16 protein-coding genes and 1 pseudogene are annotated in these 17,150 nt (G+C 62.6%); 4 read left to right on the forward strand and 13 right to left on the reverse strand.

The annotated features are described in order from the left end of the window. Positions 1-17: 17 nt before the first annotated feature. From EUU22_RS10585 to EUU22_RS10600, 4 genes are read right to left on the reverse strand one after another with little or no spacing between them, the layout of a single operon-like run. Complete coding sequence (locus EUU22_RS10585) at positions 18-671, reverse strand: ABC transporter ATP-binding protein (protein ID WP_129331982.1); 654 nt, start codon at positions 669-671, stop codon at positions 18-20. Positions 672-680: 9 nt separating this feature from the next. Next, complete coding sequence (locus EUU22_RS10590; protein WP_129331983.1) at positions 681-1,943, reverse strand: KpsE/RkpR family capsule polysaccharide export protein; 1,263 nt, start codon at positions 1,941-1,943, stop codon at positions 681-683. Positions 1,944-1,961: 18 nt separating this feature from the next. Beyond that, a complete protein-coding gene (locus EUU22_RS10595; RefSeq protein WP_129331984.1) occupies positions 1,962-3,011 on the reverse strand; it encodes a hypothetical protein in 1,050 nt (349 codons plus the stop codon). Position 3,012: 1 nt separating this feature from the next. Next, positions 3,013-3,801, reverse strand: coding sequence for a class I SAM-dependent methyltransferase (locus EUU22_RS10600; RefSeq protein WP_245484983.1), 789 nt, complete (start codon positions 3,799-3,801; stop codon positions 3,013-3,015). 353 nt (positions 3,802-4,154) lie between these two features. Between EUU22_RS10600 and EUU22_RS10605 the strand changes: the two genes are divergently transcribed. Then, positions 4,155-5,231 (forward strand): glycosyltransferase family protein, encoded by a 1,077-nt coding sequence (locus EUU22_RS10605; protein ID WP_129331985.1) that lies wholly within the window; start codon positions 4,155-4,157, stop codon positions 5,229-5,231. A gap of 13 nt (positions 5,232-5,244) precedes the next feature. On the opposite strand, the gene EUU22_RS10610 is transcribed toward EUU22_RS10605, so the two are convergent. The 5 genes from EUU22_RS10610 to EUU22_RS10630 are packed head-to-tail and all read right to left on the reverse strand — an operon-like array spanning position 5,245 to position 10,941. Then, positions 5,245-6,357 (reverse strand): ABC transporter permease, encoded by a 1,113-nt coding sequence (locus EUU22_RS10610; RefSeq protein ID WP_129331986.1) that lies wholly within the window; start codon positions 6,355-6,357, stop codon positions 5,245-5,247. Between the two features lies 1 nt (position 6,358). Further along, positions 6,359-7,504, reverse strand: coding sequence for an ABC transporter permease (locus tag EUU22_RS10615; protein ID WP_129331987.1), 1,146 nt, complete (start codon positions 7,502-7,504; stop codon positions 6,359-6,361). Further along, on the reverse strand, positions 7,501-9,222 hold the full coding sequence (locus EUU22_RS10620) for an ATP-binding cassette domain-containing protein (RefSeq protein WP_129331988.1): 1,722 nt from the start codon (positions 9,220-9,222) through the stop codon (positions 7,501-7,503). The genes EUU22_RS10615 and EUU22_RS10620 overlap by 4 nt, the downstream gene beginning before the upstream one ends. Further along, entirely contained in the window at positions 9,215-10,243 is a 1,029-nt protein-coding gene (gene hlyD / locus EUU22_RS10625; RefSeq protein WP_129331989.1) for a secretion protein HlyD, read from the reverse strand. The genes EUU22_RS10620 and hlyD overlap by 8 nt, the downstream gene beginning before the upstream one ends. Then, positions 10,240-10,941 (reverse strand): CerR family C-terminal domain-containing protein, encoded by a 702-nt coding sequence (locus EUU22_RS10630; RefSeq protein WP_129331990.1) that lies wholly within the window; start codon positions 10,939-10,941, stop codon positions 10,240-10,242. Before EUU22_RS10630 ends, hlyD begins: the two co-directional genes overlap by 4 nt. A 272-nt stretch (positions 10,942-11,213) precedes the next feature. Between EUU22_RS10630 and EUU22_RS26135 the strand changes: the two are divergent. Further along, positions 11,214-11,303, forward strand: a pseudogene (locus EUU22_RS26135) (type II toxin-antitoxin system CcdA family antitoxin); the annotation flags it as partial. A 47-nt stretch (positions 11,304-11,350) separates the two neighbouring features. Here the strand turns inward: EUU22_RS26135 and EUU22_RS10640 are convergent. Further along, positions 11,351-11,623, reverse strand: coding sequence for a WGR domain-containing protein (locus EUU22_RS10640; protein ID WP_245484986.1), 273 nt, complete (start codon positions 11,621-11,623; stop codon positions 11,351-11,353). A gap of 334 nt (positions 11,624-11,957) precedes the next feature. Here EUU22_RS10640 and EUU22_RS10645 point away from each other — a divergent pair, with 334 nt between their 5' ends. Both EUU22_RS10645 and EUU22_RS10650 read left to right on the forward strand, forming a co-directional pair. Further along, positions 11,958-13,025: a polysaccharide pyruvyl transferase family protein gene (locus EUU22_RS10645; RefSeq protein ID WP_245484995.1), complete on the forward strand. Its 1,068-nt coding sequence runs from the start codon at positions 11,958-11,960 to the stop codon at positions 13,023-13,025. Between the two features lie 103 nt (positions 13,026-13,128). Continuing rightward, on the forward strand, positions 13,129-14,430 hold the full coding sequence (locus EUU22_RS10650; RefSeq protein ID WP_129331993.1) for a Coenzyme F420 hydrogenase/dehydrogenase, beta subunit C-terminal domain: 1,302 nt from the start codon (positions 13,129-13,131) through the stop codon (positions 14,428-14,430). Here the strand turns inward: EUU22_RS10650 and EUU22_RS10655 are convergent. Genes EUU22_RS10655 through EUU22_RS10665 form a run of 3 tightly spaced genes read right to left on the reverse strand, consistent with a single transcriptional unit; the run spans position 14,404 to position 17,074 of the window. Further along, complete coding sequence (locus EUU22_RS10655; protein ID WP_129331994.1) at positions 14,404-15,348, reverse strand: glycoside hydrolase 5 family protein; 945 nt, start codon at positions 15,346-15,348, stop codon at positions 14,404-14,406. The two genes, EUU22_RS10650 and EUU22_RS10655, sit on opposite strands and share 27 nt — an antisense overlap. A 26-nt stretch (positions 15,349-15,374) precedes the next feature. Further along, on the reverse strand, positions 15,375-15,974 hold the full coding sequence (locus EUU22_RS10660; protein WP_129331995.1) for a histidine phosphatase family protein: 600 nt from the start codon (positions 15,972-15,974) through the stop codon (positions 15,375-15,377). Next, on the reverse strand, positions 15,971-17,074 hold the full coding sequence (locus tag EUU22_RS10665; RefSeq protein WP_112691085.1) for an inositol-3-phosphate synthase: 1,104 nt from the start codon (positions 17,072-17,074) through the stop codon (positions 15,971-15,973). The genes EUU22_RS10660 and EUU22_RS10665 overlap by 4 nt, the downstream gene beginning before the upstream one ends. Between the last annotated feature and the right edge of the window lie 76 nt (positions 17,075-17,150).

The following is a 17,150-nucleotide window of genomic DNA, read 5'->3' on the forward strand; positions in this document are numbered from 1 at the left end:
TCCGCCTCTCGAGACGATCAGCGATTCAAGCGATAGTATGTTTCGATCGCATCTGCCACTTTGTCATACAACAACATCTGACCGTCCACGAGGACGATTCCCTTGTCGCAATAAGCGTTGATCGTCGGCATGCTGTGTGAAATCATGATGATGTCGGCGTTTTTGCGGCGGCTTTCGAAGGCGTCTTTGCACCGCTTCTGGAAGCGAGCGTCCCCGACGGCGGTAATCTCGTCGACGAGATAACAATCGAACTCAACCGCCATGGAAAGCCCGAAGGCAAGACGAGCCATCATTCCAGACGAATAGGTGCGTACAGGAGCAAAAATATAGTCGCCGAGTTCAGCAAAGTCCTCCACGAAGCTGGACACGCGACGGACGTCCTCGCCATAGGCGCGCGCGACAAAAGCGAGATTGTCCCGTCCGGACATTTGCGGGTGGAAACCACCGGCGAAACCGAGCGGCCACGAAACTCGCAGATCCTTGATGATACGCCCTGAGTTCGGCAGCGCCGACCCCGCGATCATCTTCATTGTCGTCGATTTTCCGGCTCCGTTCACGCCCAGTAGTGCATAGGAATAACCCGGCAGGAACTCCATATTGCAGTTGTCGAGGATCACCTTTCTGTGCCCCTCGGTTTTGAAATGCTTGGAGACCTTCTTGAAGCGGATCATCTCGCCTCCTCAGAGCTTATGATCTTCAATCGAAGCCCATAGGAGGGCCCCGGTACTCCAAAGAACCGTGAGCGCGAGAAGTATAAGCAGAGGCGTCGACACTCTATGAGGATAGAGCGATTCCTCTGGCACTGTCGGAGGAACAAACACCACCAGGTACAAGCTCTTCCGCATGGCTTCAGCCTGCGCCTCTTCTAGATTCTTGCGGGCCGCTTCATAAAGGCTCTCTGCCACCCGACGGTCTGTTTCGATCCGTGAAAAGCTCTGAATGACGCTAGCGACGCTGGCCGCTGATCCGGAATCGCCCGCCAGTTCCCGCCTCAACTTGTCGATCTGCTCACTGATGCTCTGGCTCGCGAGTAAAAGCTGCTGGCGAACCGGTGATGATTCCACCTTCGATTCCCTCAAGACGAACAGACGGGTTTCAAGTTCGAGCTTTTGGGCGAGGAGCGCCGACAAGAGCGTCCCCGCCTCGGTAGCCCGTGCTTCGGGCGTCAACAAGCCGGATTCATTCTGAAACGCCTTCATGGCTTCCAGTGCAGACCGATAATTCTCGGCCGTTCTCTGCAATTCCGCCTCGAAACGAGCAATCATATCGTGTTGCGCACGCGCCGACAGCTCGTTGATCAGCGTCTCACTTTCTTCGATGATCGCTGAAGCCAGAGCCTTCGAATCTTCTGGAGAAAAAGTACGGGTTTTAAGTGTGATGATCCCTGATGGACCGTCAACATAGGTCAACACTTGGTTGGCCCAGTATTTCAGAAAACGCTCTTTCGACTCGACTTCGTTAAAGCGAGACAGGATATCTGCGTCGCTTCGAGTGAACATCTGGCGATAGTCGATCTTCTTTTCCAAGCGCTCAAGAATCTCTGACGATTGGATAAAACTCGTAACGATAAATCCATCCTGAGGCATAGCGTTCATCGAAAGAACGCCGCTATCGAGCGAATCCTTATTTCGATCCTCGGCAAGGGAGCGAACTGCGAACCGAGCCTCGGCGATGTACTGATCAGACGCGACAAAAGCGAAATAGAATATGCTGGCGACCACTGGTAGAATGACAACAGCGATGAAACTGATAAAGGCAAACGGCATGCGCGAATTGGTTTTCGCATCCGCTTGCTCCCCCTGCGCAGGTTCAACGTCGATCGAAACGACTGACCGGCTACTTTTCGACATTGGGAATGCTTGACGTGATAACCGCCCTATCAAGCTGTGGCGCGGACGGAACGGCGAGTCAGTCTCGCTTCCCCTGATCTTGGTCTCAGTCATCGTCCGACATTCCGTTCGTCAAATCTTCTGCGCAGCCGCATCATCGATCGCCTTGCGCACGTAATAGTCGAGGATAAGGTCATCCTCTAGGTACGATTCCGCCACCGCAAAAGTCCGAAGCTCAGCAGCGACTCGATCGATTGCGTCGTTTCGCTGCAGGATTGGTATCCTGTCCATATCAATATTCAGTAGCTCTCCCAAGGACGAAGCAAATGAAAGTGTGTCATTAATATGCCCGATGACTTCGAGGCGCGATATGATATCCATCACCACCGCTATGTCCCGTCTGGTTGACGGCTGCTCCGGATCTGCGCAGGCGAACTGCCGCGTCGTTGGAGACATCAGAACCGCTCGAACTCGTGGTGGCGCCCGCTTGAGCGCTTTCGCCACCGCGCCCGTGTCCTTGAAATCCAAATCACCGAAGTAGGCGATGGCCGGAGACAGGGACATCAAGTCGCGCTCCCCGAGAAATGGCGGCTTCGTCGTCGAACATAGCTTCAACGTCAACAGACGAAGAGCCATTTCGTAATAGGGTTCCGTCAGAAGCGCGACGCCAGCAAAGCCCTTGTCGAAAAAGTCCTGATGATTTCGTACCTGAAACCGACCGCTTAAATAAATCGACTTGAGCTTGTCGAGAAGAAAAACCTGGAGTGTCGTTTCGTATCCGTAACGATCTATCGACGGAAGTACATACTGGAAATGGCTCCTCATGGCCCGGTCGAGTGCAGCGTGCGGAACGAGTTGGGTCTCTATGCGCAGGATCTTTCGATCTATCTGGCGCGAAGGAAGTGGGCGCCGATAGATCAGCAATCCCGTTTTGGCATCCTGGATCACGAGCGTTGCGCGCTCCTTCAGCCCAGGAATGTTGTGATCGGTGAGTTTGAAGCCAACCAAGCCCGTGTTGTGCCGTCCGCTTGCCACGACGGCGCTGTGCAATTGATCGCACTCGATTTCTGCTATGCGCCCGTCAGCATCCGAAACAAGCACAACCGGAACATCGGAAAATCCGTCGGGGATAAGGTATCCCTCGACTAGGTCTCCTCTGTCACGTTGGATGTTGAAAAGCAATTCACGCCTGCATCGTTAGGGAGTCCCGCTTTGCAAAAAGGCAGAAGCAAGGACCACCCCGGTGGCCAGGATCTTCCTGCGTAATGCTGATCTCACTGAAACCCAAGGCTCGAATTAGACTCAGGATGTCGTCCCGGTGCATCCAATAGTGCCGATCTTTCATGCCACCACAGAACTCTTTCGTCACGTTGGCATTGAAATAGTGACGTTCGTAGTAGCGCACCGGAACTCCGGCAAAGGTCCGGGTTTCGATGTTGCCGTTGAACGCCTGACGACGCGGGTCGTCGGCGGGCATCGCCGTGTCATCAAAATAATGTGTCCATATGAAAAGCTGGTCGCATCGACGGGTCAGTTGCGACAGAAACTGCCCGGGGTCCGCCATATGGTAAAGAACACCCGAGGCTACCGCGAGATCGTAATGACGGTCTTCCGTCTCCAGCCACTTCAACGCATCGCCTAAATAAAAATGCGCGCGATCGATGCCGAGAATTTCCTTCGTCACAAGGCACCGAAGGAAACACTGTTTGTTAGCCTCAACAGCATCGATGGATGAAGGGGCGTGCCTATTGAGCATATAGGTGTGCATTCCTTCGAGAGGCCCAATCTCGAGTACCTTCTTGTCCTTTATCGAACCTGCTTGCTGCACCGCCCAATCGATTCGCGGATCCACAAACAGCGCGTGGTCGCCGGCCTTCAGACGAGTTGATGAAGGGAACGCCGAATTCCATCCCGGCAGGATATCTATTGCGTTCTGATGGCTGGGCTTGTCGTTGCAGTACTGATCGAACAAGCTCTCGGTTTCCTGCCGTCTCCGAGAGGAGATACCATGGAAGATCTTCTCGAGAAACCGCATTTTATCTACCGCCAATCACATCTCGGGTCGCTTGCGGAGCGAGTCTATAATGCCCGCTCCGAGCGAACGCAACCTGAATGTCTCGCTTGCGGGAAACTCCACCTTTCCACGATATCGGCCACAAAGACGCTGGGGCTGTCCGTGGACAAGTCCCTCCGTTCCAGCAACTTGACTCGACCATCATTGCAGCATATCGGCTCTCGCTACGGGATGGCAGATCAATGGGGACTGCATGATCTTGTCCAATGCTGGATTGTGGCACTGCGAGCGACGTAATAACAGGAGACAGCGTGCCGCGTTATGACGGATTGTTGTCGCCGCTTGCCCGGTTCCTGCCCATCCCCCGGTTGCGCCCCGGCGCGACCGGACGGGCAAGGCGACCGGTGAAGCGTATCGTCGTCTTCGGTCGCTATCCCAACCCGTCGTCCGATTACTATTTTGCTGCTCGCCTTGCTGCTCAGGGGATGCCGCCGCATGCCTTTGTTGACGTGCGCGACAATGATCTAAGCAGTCTCGACGCCGACGGAACATTCGTCATCGTTTGTCGCTATGCATCTGCATCCGTGTTGGACTGGATAGAGACCGGGAGCAGCCGTCTCGCCGGTGTCGGCCTTTTTCTTGACGATGACATTCCGGCAGTCATCGTCGGTCGCGACGCCCCCCTTTCTTATAGATTCCTCCTGTTCATGCGGGCCCTTTGGCCTCTTCGACGCCTGAATCGTCATCTCGACATTGTGTGGGCGTCGACACCTCAGCTCGCCGATCGCCTTGCGTTGGCCGGTGCTCGCGTTCTGTTACCGGCGCCGCCAGAGGAGCTCTGGAACGTGTCGGACAGATCACAGACTGCCACACGCGATACGGTGCTCATCGCTTACCATGCAACCGGCGTGCACGTGGAGGAGCACCGGTTTCTACGACCAATCATCCGAGAGGTTCTGGCGCTGCGGCCAGGTGTCGCGTTTGAAGTCTTCGGGAGCCCGAAGGTGGAACCAGTCTGGCATGGCATGGAGCGGGTGACGCTACGTCGACCGGTCTCGTGGACCAGGTATCTGAACGAGATGCTGGCCACGAATGTTGATATTATGCTGGTGCCACTTGCGCCCTCGACAGTCAATGACTGCCGATCTCCTACGAAACGTATCGATGTGGCTAGATCAGGTGCTGCGGGGATCTTTTCGATCTCGCCCGCCTACGGAGCTCCGGGCGACGACGCCGAGATTCTCCTGCCATACGACCGAGTTATGTGGCGCGACGCCATTCTCACCCTTATCGATGATCCGGAGAGACGTGCAGCGGCGGCCGCCGCAACTCGGAGTCGCGTCGAAGGCATGACGCAGGCAGCGTCGGACGGATTGGATTTATCCTGATACCGATGTCGCCCTACTCCAGCCGTCTCCGGAAGAGCCAGGCGGCGGCGGTGAGCGTCACGCAGGCGATCGCGAGGAGGGGCACGGTGTTGCGGACGACCTCGTGGAAGGGAATATCCTTCAGGAAGACGCCGCGGACTACGATAAGGAAGTAGCGCACGGGATTGATCGCCGTCACCGGCTGCAGCCAGCCCGGCATGTTCTCGATCGGGGTCGCGAAGCCGGAAAGCAGGATCGCAGGCACGATGAACAGGAAGGCGCCGAGGATCGCCTGCTGCTGCGTCATCGAGATCGCCGAGATGAAGAGCCCGATGCCGACCACCGAAAGCAGGTAGAAGAAGGCGGCGCCGTAGAGATAGAGGAGCGAGCCTTCGAGCGGCACATGGAAGAAGAACACCGCCGCCAGAACATAGACGGTCGTGTGGAAGGCGCCGATCAGCATCGGCGGAATGACTTTGCCGATCAGGATCTCATGGGTTCTGAGCGGCGAGACCATCAACTGGTCGAAGGTGCCGAGCTCGCGCTCGCGGGCAATCGACAACGCCGTCACGACGATTCCCATCAGCATGGCGATCACTGCGATGAGATTGGGCACCATGAACCATTGATAGGTGAGGTTCGGATTGAACCAGTTGCGCGGTGCCACCTCCACCGCGCGCGTTCTCAGCCGGTCTCCGGCCGGGATGTCCGCCGAGAGCCCGGTGACGATCTCGCCGAGATAACCGGCGACGATCTGCGCGGCGTTCGAGCGGCGCCCGTCGAGGATGACTTGCAGGTCGGCGGGCCTGCCGCCGTCGATGTCGCGGGAGAAGGTCGGGCCGATCACCACCGCCGCGATCGCCTGCTGCCGGTCGACGCCTTCCCTGATCTCCGCCGGCGTCTCGACGCGGATGATCTCGCGGAAGGACGGGGCGCCGTCGATGCGCTGGATGAGTTCGTATCCCCAACGCCCGGCATCGCGGTTCAGCACCAGGACATCGACATTGCGGACCTCGAGTGTCGCCGCGTAGGAAAAGACGAAGAGCTGGATGATCGGCGGGCCGATCACGATCGCCCGGCCCTTGGGGTCGCGAAGCACCGCGAGCAGTTCCTTGACGATCAGGGCCTTGAGGCGGAGCCACCACATGTCAGGCGATCCTCTTGCGGGTGCTGCGGGCGGCAAGCGCGAGCAGGACGGTGCCGATGAACAGCATGATCCCCATCGAACGCAGGAACATCGGCCAGATGTCTCCGGCGAGAAAGACGCTTTCCAGACTGGGGATCAGGTAGCGGGCGGGTACGATCGCCGTGATGAGCCGGATCGGCCGTGGCATGGAATCGATCTCGAACAGGAATCCCGACAAGAGGAAGGCCGGCAGGAAGGCGGAAAGCAGGGCGAGCTGGGAGGCGAGGAACTGGTTCTTGGTGGCGGCGGAAATGAGGAGCCCCTGGCCGAGCGCAGGCACCAGGAAGCTCGCCGACAGCGCATAGAGCGCCACGAGCGAGCCGCGGAAGGACACGCCGAAGAGAAAGACCGCGACCGCGACGCAGAGGCTCATCGCCACGAGGCCGAGGAGGAAATAGGGAATGACCTTGCCGGCGAGCAGTTCCAGCGCGCCGACCGGTGTCGCCATCACCGCCTCCATGGTCCCTCGCTCCCATTCGCGGGCGACGACGAGCGAGGTCAGGAGCGTGCCGACCAGCGTCATGACGATGGCGACCGAGCCGGGCACGAGGAAATAGCGACTGCTGAGCTCCGGATTGAACCAGAAGCGCTGCTCGACAGTGATTTTCGGGGGTGCGAGCGCCGTCTCAGTCGAGCGGATCGCCGCCCAGGTGGCAACCACGCCCTTCGCATAGTTCTGGACGAAGCTTGCCGTATTGGGATCTGTGCCGTCGACGATCACCTGTATGCGCGGACTGCCGCCGCTTGCGGCATCCTGCGCGAAGATCGAGGGGATCACCAGAATGCCCCGCACCTTGCCGAGCACCAGGTCCTCCTCGAAGGCGCGGCGGTCGCGGCCGATCACCGCATCGAAATAGCGCGAAGCCCCAAAGCTCGCGGCGAGGTCGTCGGCAAGCGGCGTCGAGGCTTCGACCACCACGCCGACACGGGTGCGGGTCGCATCGAGCGACACGCCGTATCCGAAGATGAAGAGCAGGACGAGCGGCAACACGAAGGCGATCAGGATGCTGCTCGGGTCGCGCACGATCTGGTAGGTCTCCTTGCGCATCAGCGCGAGGAAGCGGCGGCGCCGGCCGGAGGCGGCGGACGGGGCAGGGTGATCCGTCATGCCGCGTTCTCCAGGTCGGAATTGCGCACCAGCGTGACGAAGGCATCCTCCATCGTCGGGTCGGGATTGTCAGTGCGCGCCACGCGCGCCTTGAGCTCGTCCGGCGAGCCGAGCGCGATCGAGCGGCCGCGATAGATGAGTGAGATCCGGTCGCAGTATTCGGCCTCCTCCATGAAATGGGTGGTCACCAGAACGGTGATGCCCTTCTCGACGAGGCCGTTGATATGGGTCCAGAATTCGCGCCGGGTGATCGGGTCGACGCCGGAGGTCGGCTCGTCGAGGAAGAGCGCTTCCGGCTCGTGCAGCGCCGCGCAGGCGAGCGCCAGCCGCTGCTTGAGACCGAGCGGCAGGTCCTTCGCCGACATCTTCAGGTGGCTGCCGAAATCGAAGATCTCCGTCATCAGCGAGATGCGCTCGCGTCGCCTCTGACCACCGAGGCCGTAGACGCCGGCGAAGAAATCGAGGTTCTGCGCGACACTCAGGTCGCCGTAGAGGGAGAATTTCTGGGCCATGTAGCCGAGCCGGTTGCGGGCTTCGGCCGTGTCGCGGCGGAGGTCGAAGCCGGCGACACGGCCGTCCCCGCTCGTCGGCCTGAGGAGGCCGCAGAGCATCTTGAAAGTGGTCGACTTGCCGGCGCCGTTCGGCCCGAGGAGACCGAAGATCTGGCCGCGGGGAATGCTGAAGCTGATGTTGTCGGCGGCGGTGAAATCGCCGAAGCGCTTGGTGAGGCCGCGCGCCTCGATGACCGGGTGGCCGTCGGCGGCTGGAAGTGCTGTCGTCGCCTCCGCGAGCTTCGAACGGCCGTCGGGCCCTCCGCCGAGAAGATCGACGAAGGCGTCCTCGAAACGCGGCTCGGCCGGGTTGAGGCGGGCGCCGGCCCCGGCGATCTCGTCCACCGCGGGCGGCATGTTACTCGCGAGCACCAGACGGATCGCCTCGCCCTGGATGACACCGTCCACCGTGCCGGGCCGTTGCAGGACGCGGGTCAACACCTGGCGGCGCCCGTCGACGTCGAGAAGTTTGTAGACACGTCCGGCGACGCGGCCGGTGAGTTCGGAAGGGGGCCCGCTGAAGAGCAGCTTGCCACCGTTCAGGAGGAGGACGCGGTCGCAGGCTTCCGCCTCGTCGAGATAGGCCGTCGACCAGACGACGCCGATCCCCTCCTTCGTCAGGTCCTCGACCATCTTCCAAAGCTCGCGGCGCGAGATCGGATCGACACCGACCCCCGGCTCGTCGAGCAGCAGCAGGCGCGGCTTCTTGAGCAGCGCGCAGGCGAGCCCGAGCTTCTGCTTCATGCCGCCCGAGAGCTTGCCGGCAAGCCGGCCGGTGAAGCGCTTGAGGTCGGTGAAGGTGAGCAGCTCGTCGAAGGCGGACGGTCGCTCGTCCCGCGGCAGGCCGCGGAGATCGGCATAGAGGTCGAGGTTCTCCTGAACGGAAAGATCCTCGTAGAGCCCGAAACGTTGCGGCATGTAGCCGATCAGGTTCTGGATACGCTGCGGTGAGCGGGCCGTATCGATGCCGAGCACCTCGACGTGGCCCGAATCCGGCAGCATCAGCCCGGTCATCAGCCGGATCAGTGTGGTCTTGCCGGCGCCGTCCGGGCCGACGAGTCCGGTGATTTCGCCGCCGCCGATCTCGCCGCTCACGCCGTCAAGGGCGGGCGGCCCTTTGCCGAATCCTCGGGTGACGTTCTCGAAGCGGGCGAGCGTCTCACCCATCGTCTCGCTCCGCCTGCCCGGCCGCGGGGATGCGGACGGTGACCGGCATGCCTTGGCGCAGACCGGGATCGGCGTCATCGATGATCACCCGCAGCCGGTAGACGAGATCGGTCCTGAGTTCCGGCGTCTCGACCGATTTCGGCGTGAACTCGGCCACCGGCGAGATGAAGCCGATGCGGCCGGCATAGGGTCTTTCCGGTGCGCCGTCGGAATGGACCTCGACCTGCATTCCCGGACGGATCAGCCCGAGCATCGGCTCGGCGATGTAGGTCCGGACCCAGACCGGCGAGGCGAGCGAGAGCACGTAGACGGTATCGCTCGGCGAGATGATGGATCCCGGCTCCCGGACGCGGGAGAGCACGATCGCATCCGCCGCGGTCTTCAGCTCTGTATCTGCAAGCGCGGTGCGGGCGCCGGCAAGGCTCGCCTCGGCGGCGTCGAGGTTTGCTTGGGCGACGGCGATGTCTTCAGCACGCGACCCCTCTTCGAGGAGACGCAGCGATTCCCGTGCGGATGCGAGACGCGCCGTCGCTGCGGCACGGTTTGCCGCCGCCTGATCAAGATCGGCCTGCGAAATCGCGTCCGACGGCCGCAACTGGCGGGCGCGATCGAAGGCCTGCTGGGCGAGCAGCAGTTCGGCGGTTCGTTCGTCGTGCACCGCACGAGCCTGGTCGATCTCGGCGGGCCGCGGGCCGGCGACCAGTTTGTCGAGCGTGGCCTTCAGCCCCGCCACCTGCGCCTCGGCAGCACGCACGGAGTCTTCATAGGGGCCAGCGTCGAGGGTTGCGAGCACCTGACTGCGATGGACGGTATCGCCTTCCTCGACCTTCATCGCGGCGACGCGGCCTGAGACACGGAAGCCGAGTTGCACCTGACGGATGTCGACATTGCCGTAAAGCGTCATCTCGCCGGCCTCGGTGCCCGACCAGCCGAGCCTGACTGGCAGGTCCGTCCAGAAGGTGGCAGCGACGCCTGCGGCGATGACGAGTGCCAAGGCGAGGATGACGAGGGTCTTCTTCATGGTCTTGCCCTTTCCCGAACGACGCTGGCGGCCAGTTCCCGGGCCAGATGCTGGACGGCGTCGGTCTCGCGTGTTCCGAACGTCTTCCAGCCGAGATGGGCCTCTACCGCGCCTTGGGCCACGCGCAGGACCAGCAGGCCGCCGACGAGCGAGAGAGCCCGGAGCCGCACGTGTTCTGACGCCGGTTCCTCGTCGAGCAGGTGGCCGACCAGCCTGCCGACCACCTCGAGGATCGGTTTCATTGCGTTGGTATAGACCCGCTCGAACGCTTCGGTCGGGGCCATCTGCTCACGCACCATGAAACGCACCCAGGCTTCCGATTGACGGCTGGTAAAAAGACCGGCGAGCGCCGCGAGAATATCGCCGAGCATGGCTTCGGCGTCTGCAGTCGAGAGGCCGCCGTCAGCGCCGGCCGCCTGTGCGATCCGCTCCTCAAGTCGATCACGGACTGTTCCGACATGGCTCGCCACGGACTGGGCGATGTGGTCTGCCGCGGCGAGATAGAGACCTTCCTTGCCGCCGAAATGGTACCCGATCGCCTGAAGATTGACCTCTGCGGCGTCGGCAAGCGCACGCGTAGTCGTCGCATCGAAGCCGTAACGGCCGAAGACGTCGATCGCCGCCGCCAGCAGCCGGTCGCGCGTGGCATCTCCGCGCTCGGGGCGCTTGTCTCGGGGGGAGGGCTTTGTCTCGTTCATGGCGTGAAATTAAATCAAACGAATGAATTAGTCAATAGGTGAAAAATTTGATCGAGAGGCGGTGAATCCTGAAAGGTTGTGCTCGCGCGAAAGGAGCATGCGCTTGCGTCATGCATATTCGAAGGAGGTGAGCGAATGCCGACAAACCCCCAGGTTATGCGCCAGCTACTCTCTTGCCGGAGCCTGCTTCCCTCCAGAAGGCACGATCACTTGACGTGAGCCTTTCGCAAACGGCGGAGGCCGGCAGGTAGCGTGCGAAAGCAGAGACGACAGCTGATCGGTGGCGGCCTGAAAACGCCGACGCTCTTGCCAGCTCGAACGCCTGGGTTTGTCAGTACGGACTACCTCTTGCACGCTACTGACAGTTCCGAGAGGCTTATTTCGGGAGCCGCTCTCCCAGTGTTCCACCCTATACCAAACCCTTGCATCCCACGTCGTGCGGGTCGACATAGCCGCGGCGGCGCTTGATGCGTTCGAGACGCCGGTAGGCGCGGTCGGCGTCGTCCGGCCGGTCGTAGGTTTCGATCTTGACCTGCCCGCTCGTGCCGATGCGACCCCAGTTGCGGATGAGGGAGACGCCGCCGAAGAGCGTCGGCTGGATTGTGAGCAGGTAAAAGCGCGCCATGTTGCGTTCGGGGTCGACGCGGCGCAAATCCGTGGAGCAAGTGCGATGATGGGTCATGGCAGGACTGTCGCGAAATCGATTCGCGACGTCCAACGACTTTGTTGAATCGGTCCGGGCGGACCGATTCATTTTACTTATGAATGGCTTGGCTTTTAAAACTCGCCCTCCGCCGCATCGCGGGCGCACGGCCTACCGACTGCATCATCCGACGCGTCCTCGCGGAACTTTGTCCGCCGCCTGCGGTTTTGTTGCTGTTGGAACGAGGGCGGCGATCGTGGCTTATCTGGGAAAAATAAACGGCAACGGGCCCACGGTGCACCCGGCCTCCTTACGGGAGGGCCGCTCTCCCGTCTCGTTGCCGAGCGGAACACCGCTCCCGCCGAACGGTGACATCGGTGTGCTGACCTTACACCGCTGCATCAATTACGGATCCTATTGGCAGGCGCGGTGCCTCGTCGAAGGCCTCGACGGTGCCGGCAACGAAGTTCGCCTGCTGGAGCATCGCTCGTCCCCGGTCGACCGTGCCGAATGGCGCTGTGCCCTCCAGCCGGAGCTTCCAGCCGTTACGCGCCCCGACGCGCGGGCTGGTTACAGCCGCAAGATCCGCAAGTTCCTCGAGGCTTTCGAGGCGCTTCCGCGCACCGAACCGTTCCCGCTCGACGACCCGACAGAGCTCGATGTCTTCGATCTCGTCGTCGTCGGCAGCGACGAGGTCTGGAACCTTCATCATCCCTGGTATGGCGGATCCTCGATCTTCTACGGCGAGGGCCTGCCGGCGCGACGCCTCGCCTCCTATGCCGCAAGCTTCGGCAACTTCACGGCCGCCGATCTGCTCAAAGGGCGCTGGACCGACCGGCTCGGTGACTTCTCGGTGATTTCGGTGCGCGACTACAATTCGAAGCGCCTGATCGAAGAGGTGCTCGGGATTACTCCGGCTCTGGTGCTCGATCCGTGCCTCCAGTTTCCCGAGAGTATCGAGACTGTTGCCCCGCATGAAACAGACGCGCCGTTCGCGGTCGTCTACGGACACAGCTTCCCCGCCTGGTTCGGGCCGGCCGCCCGCCGCTGGGCTGACCACCGCGGCATCCGGCTTCTGAGCGTCGGCTACCACAACGACTTCGCCGACCGGCAATGGCCCGACGCCGGCCCGGAAGACTTCGCCGCCGCAATGGGCGGAGCCGAGGCCGTCCTCACCAACTTCTTCCATGGTTGCGTCTTCGCGCTCGTCAACGAGAAGCCGTTCGCCTGCACGCTCTCCGATTACCGCAGCAGCAAGCTCGGCGATCTGACCGTGATGCTCGGGGCCGAGCACCACGTGGTCGCTCCTGCCGAGGCGGAAAAACAGGTGGACACGGTGCTCGCCGAACCGCTTTCGCCATCCATCATCCGCCGGATTGCGGGCCTGCGTCACAGCTCGGAGGCGTTCCTCGCCCATGTCCTCGCTCCGGTCAGTGTCTGACACGATGGGCCGAGCCGCGCTCGCACCCGCCGACATAATCCGCTCCGGTCTCTGCATCGGCTGTGGAGCCTGTGTTGCGCAATGCGCTGGCGAAACCGCCGAGATGCGTCTCGACATCTACGGTCAGATGAAACCAGCGGGCGCGCGGTCGTGGCTCAACCGCCGCACCATGCCGCTCGCCGCCTCCTGCCCGTTCTCGCCCGATGCCGAGGACGAGGATGCGCTTGCCGGGCGTCATTTTCCGGAAGCCTGCGGTCGCGATCCTCTGATCGGCCGCTACGAGGCCGCCTATGTCGGCCATGCCGAAGAGGGTGAGTTTCGCGGGGAGGGTAGTTCCGGCGGGCTCGTGACCTGGGTCGCCGCGGAACTTCTCCGTCGCGGCCTCATCGACGGGATCGCCCATGTCGCGCCCTCGTCGACGGACGGGGACGGTGGGCCGCTCTTTGCCTATACGATCTCGCGCAGCGTCGAGGCGCTGCGACAAGGGGCAAAGTCCCGCTATTACCCGGTGGAGCTTTCCGGCGTCCTGCGCACGATCCGTTCGGTTCCGGGACGCTACGCCGTGATCGGCATACCCTGTTTCATAAAGGCGGTGCGGCTCGCCACCGCGCAGGATCCGGTGCTCGCCGAACGCATCGCTTTCACGCTCGGGCTCTTCTGCGGCCATATGAAGAGCGCGCGGATGGCCGAGAGTTTTGCATGGCAGATGGGGACCGCGATGGAGGACGTAGCGGCGCTCGACTACCGCGTCAAATCGCCGGACCGGCCGGCCAACTGGTACCGCGCTCAGGTGATGCTCAACGACGGAACGACGCGGGAGAAGGACTGGTGGCATATGGTTGACGGCGACTGGGGCGCCGGTTTTTTCCAGAACCACGCCTGCAACTTCTGTGACGACGTGGTCGGCGAAACCGCCGACATTTCGTTCGGAGATGCCTGGGTCGAACCCTATTCGTCCGACGGGCGCGGCACGAACGTCGTGATCGTCCGATCGCGGGAACTGCACGGGATCGTCGGCGACGGCGTCGCCGCCGGCCGCATTGCCCTCGAGCCGGTGGATGCCGGTTTCGTGGCCGCGACCCAGGCCGCCGGGTTTCGCCATCGCCGCGAGGGGCTCGCCTTCCGCCTCACCTGGTGGCGCGCCGGCCTCACGCCCCGCAAGCGGGTGCAGGCCTCCGCCGACGGGATTTCGGCACGGCGGAGGATGACCTACCGGATGCGCTACGGCATCGCGCGATGGAGCCACAGGGTCTTCCTCGTCGCGCGCCTCCTGCGCTGGCGGCGATTTTATCTCATGTGGGCGACGGCCGCGCTGTCGACCTATCACGGGCTTGCCTATTCCCGGGGCCCCGTTGGCCGCCTCGTCGAGCGCCTCGGCCTAGCGGGAGCCGAGGACGGCCATTGACGGCCGGGTAGACACCTGTTGTCGCTCCCGCGTCGGCGCGTAGCGTTCGATCATCTCCGCGCAGAATTCGGCGAACTCCTCGGGAACCTGCGGAGCACTGGTGTGATGAGGCGCGATGCCGCGGTGTTCGGGGGTGAAGCAGAAGGTGACGGTGACGTCGAAATCCTCGAGCGCCTGCATCTGGCGGTCGAACCAGTCGAGCGCGTTCGGCCGGAAGCGGTCGGCCCAGGAAAGGCCCGTCCGGAGCGAGCGGACACCGAGCCGCTTCATCCAGGCGACCGCGTCGTCGAGCCTGTGATCCTCGAAATGGAACCACTGCACCAGCCCGAAATCCGTCACATGACGTGCGAAGGCTTCGAGTGCCGGCTTCGGTGTTCCGTCGTCCCGCAGGAGGCCCATGTAGAAATGCCGGTAATAGGAGGAGCCTTCGGCCTCCTTGTGTCGTGTGGTCGCCTCCCAGGCGCTCGGCAGGTCATAGAGGCTGTACCATTGGCACCGCTCCACCTTGCCCTTGAGAAGCTCGGCGGTCCGCTCGAGCCCCCAATGCTGCACCTCCTCCGCCCCGAAGGAGGAGACGCCCACCTCGCTCACCCAGATCGGCAGGTCCGTTACCGCGCGGATCTCGTCGATCTTCGCCGGCCATTCGTGAATCTGCCAGAGGTTCCAGTCGAGCGGAAAGCCGTGCACGGCGACCGCGTCGACGTGATCGAGGACGCCGAAGTCCTGCATCCGCGCCATGAAGCGCGGATCGATCGGTGATATCCCGCCAAGCACCCGCGTGATCGCCGGATTGGCGGCACCGATCGCATCCGCCGCGAGGATCGCCATCCGGGCGAAGCGGGTCCAGTCGGGATCGATCTCGGGGTCCCAGTGCGACTTGTTGTTCGGCTCGTTCCAGATCATCGCAGCTTCGATCATGGTTTCTCCTTGGCGTTGTCGTGGCGTCAGGACACCACGTCGTTGAGGTTGAGGAGCTTTGCGCCCCATTCGCCCGCCGCGATGGTGGTCACGGAGGCCGGGGAGACGTCGAAACGGGGCCAGGCGTCAATCGCGAGGCCGAGGACGTGCATGACGATCGCCTTGATGACGTCGGCATGTGAGACGACCGCGAGCCGGCGTCCGGCATTGCCGGCGACGAGCGGTTCGAGGTAGCGGAGTGCCCGCTGCTGGACGTCGAGCATGCTTTCGCCGCCGGGCGTGCGGCAACAACTGCGCACCGTGTTCCATCGCCGCCACAGCGGATCCGCGTCGAGTTCGGCAAACGTCGATCCCGACCAGCGGCCGAAGTCGATCTCGTCGAGCTCCTCGGCAATCCGCGGCGGCGGCAGGCCGCAGGCGGATGCGATGGCTTCCGCCGTTTCGCGGCAGCGTTCACGCGGGCTCGAATGGATCGCGTCGATCGCAGCACCCCGCATCCGCTCGCCGAGCCTCGCCGCCTGGCTCCTTCCGGCGGGGCCGAGGCTGACACCTTCCATCCGTCCGGCGAGGAACCCGCCGACATTGTCATGCGCGGCGTGCCGCACCATGAGGACGGTGACCGTCATTCGGCGGCTCCGTCCAGCACCTCCTCGCGGTCCGCGATGAAGTCTTCCGTGCGCTTGCGCGCCTCGTGATCGCTGAACTGCCGGGGCGGGGACTTCATGAAATAGCTGGACGGACCGGTCAGCGCGCCGCCTATGCCGCGGTCGAGCGCGAGGCGCGCGCAGCGGATCGCGTCGATCACGACCCCCGCCGAATTGGGGGAATCCCACACTTCGAGCTTCAGTTCGGCATTGAGCGGTACGCCACCGAAGGTGGTGCCTTCCAGCCGAATATAGGCCCATTTGCGATCCTCGAGCCACGGCACGTGGTCGCTCGGGCCGACATGGACGTCGTCGGCGGGAAGGGGAACGTCGAGCTGGCTCGTCACCGCGCGGGTCTTTGAGAGCTTCTTCGATTCCAGCCTCTCGCGCTCCAGCATGTTCAGGAAGTCGGTATTCCCGCCGAAATTGAGCTGGTAGGTGCGGTCGACCTGCACGCCCCGATCCCGAAAGAGATGGACGAGCATGCGATGCACGATGGTGGCGCCCACCTGGCTCTTGATGTCGTCGCCGATTATCGGCAGGCCGCGGTCGGCAAAACGCCGCCGCCACTCCGGCTGCGAGGCGATGAAGACGGGGACACAGTTGATGAAGGCGCAGCCCGCCTCGAGCGCCTGCTCGGCGTACCAGCGCGTCGCCTCCTCCGAACCGACCGGGAGGTAGGAGACGACGACGTCGGTCTGGGACTGGCGCAGGATCTCGGCGACGTCGCTTTCCGCGTCGGCCGATTCCTTCACGATGTCGCGCAGATAGCGGCCGATGCCGTCGAGCGTCCTTCCCCGCGCAACCCGGACCCCGGTCGACGGAACCTCGCTGAAGCGTCGGGTATTGTTCGGCTCCGCGAAGATCGCCTCGGCCACATCCCGCCCGACCTTAGTATCGGCAATGTCGAATGCGGCGGAGACCTCGATGTCCTCGACGGCGTATCCGCCCAGGTTGGGGTGCATCAGCCCCGGAATCGGTTCGTTGTCTCGCACGTCGCGATAGTAACTGATCCCCTGAACCAGCGAGGAGGCGCAGTTGCCGACCCCGACCAGGCCAACGCGGATTTTCTTTGAACGCATGGGTGCACTCCAGCATCTACAATGCTTTTCGAACCCCCGGCGGGCGAAACCGTTCCCTGCCCATTCAAAGTTTTCC

This window comes from Ciceribacter ferrooxidans, assembly GCF_004137355.1.
GTDB lineage: Bacteria > Pseudomonadota > Alphaproteobacteria > Rhizobiales > Rhizobiaceae > Allorhizobium > Allorhizobium ferrooxidans.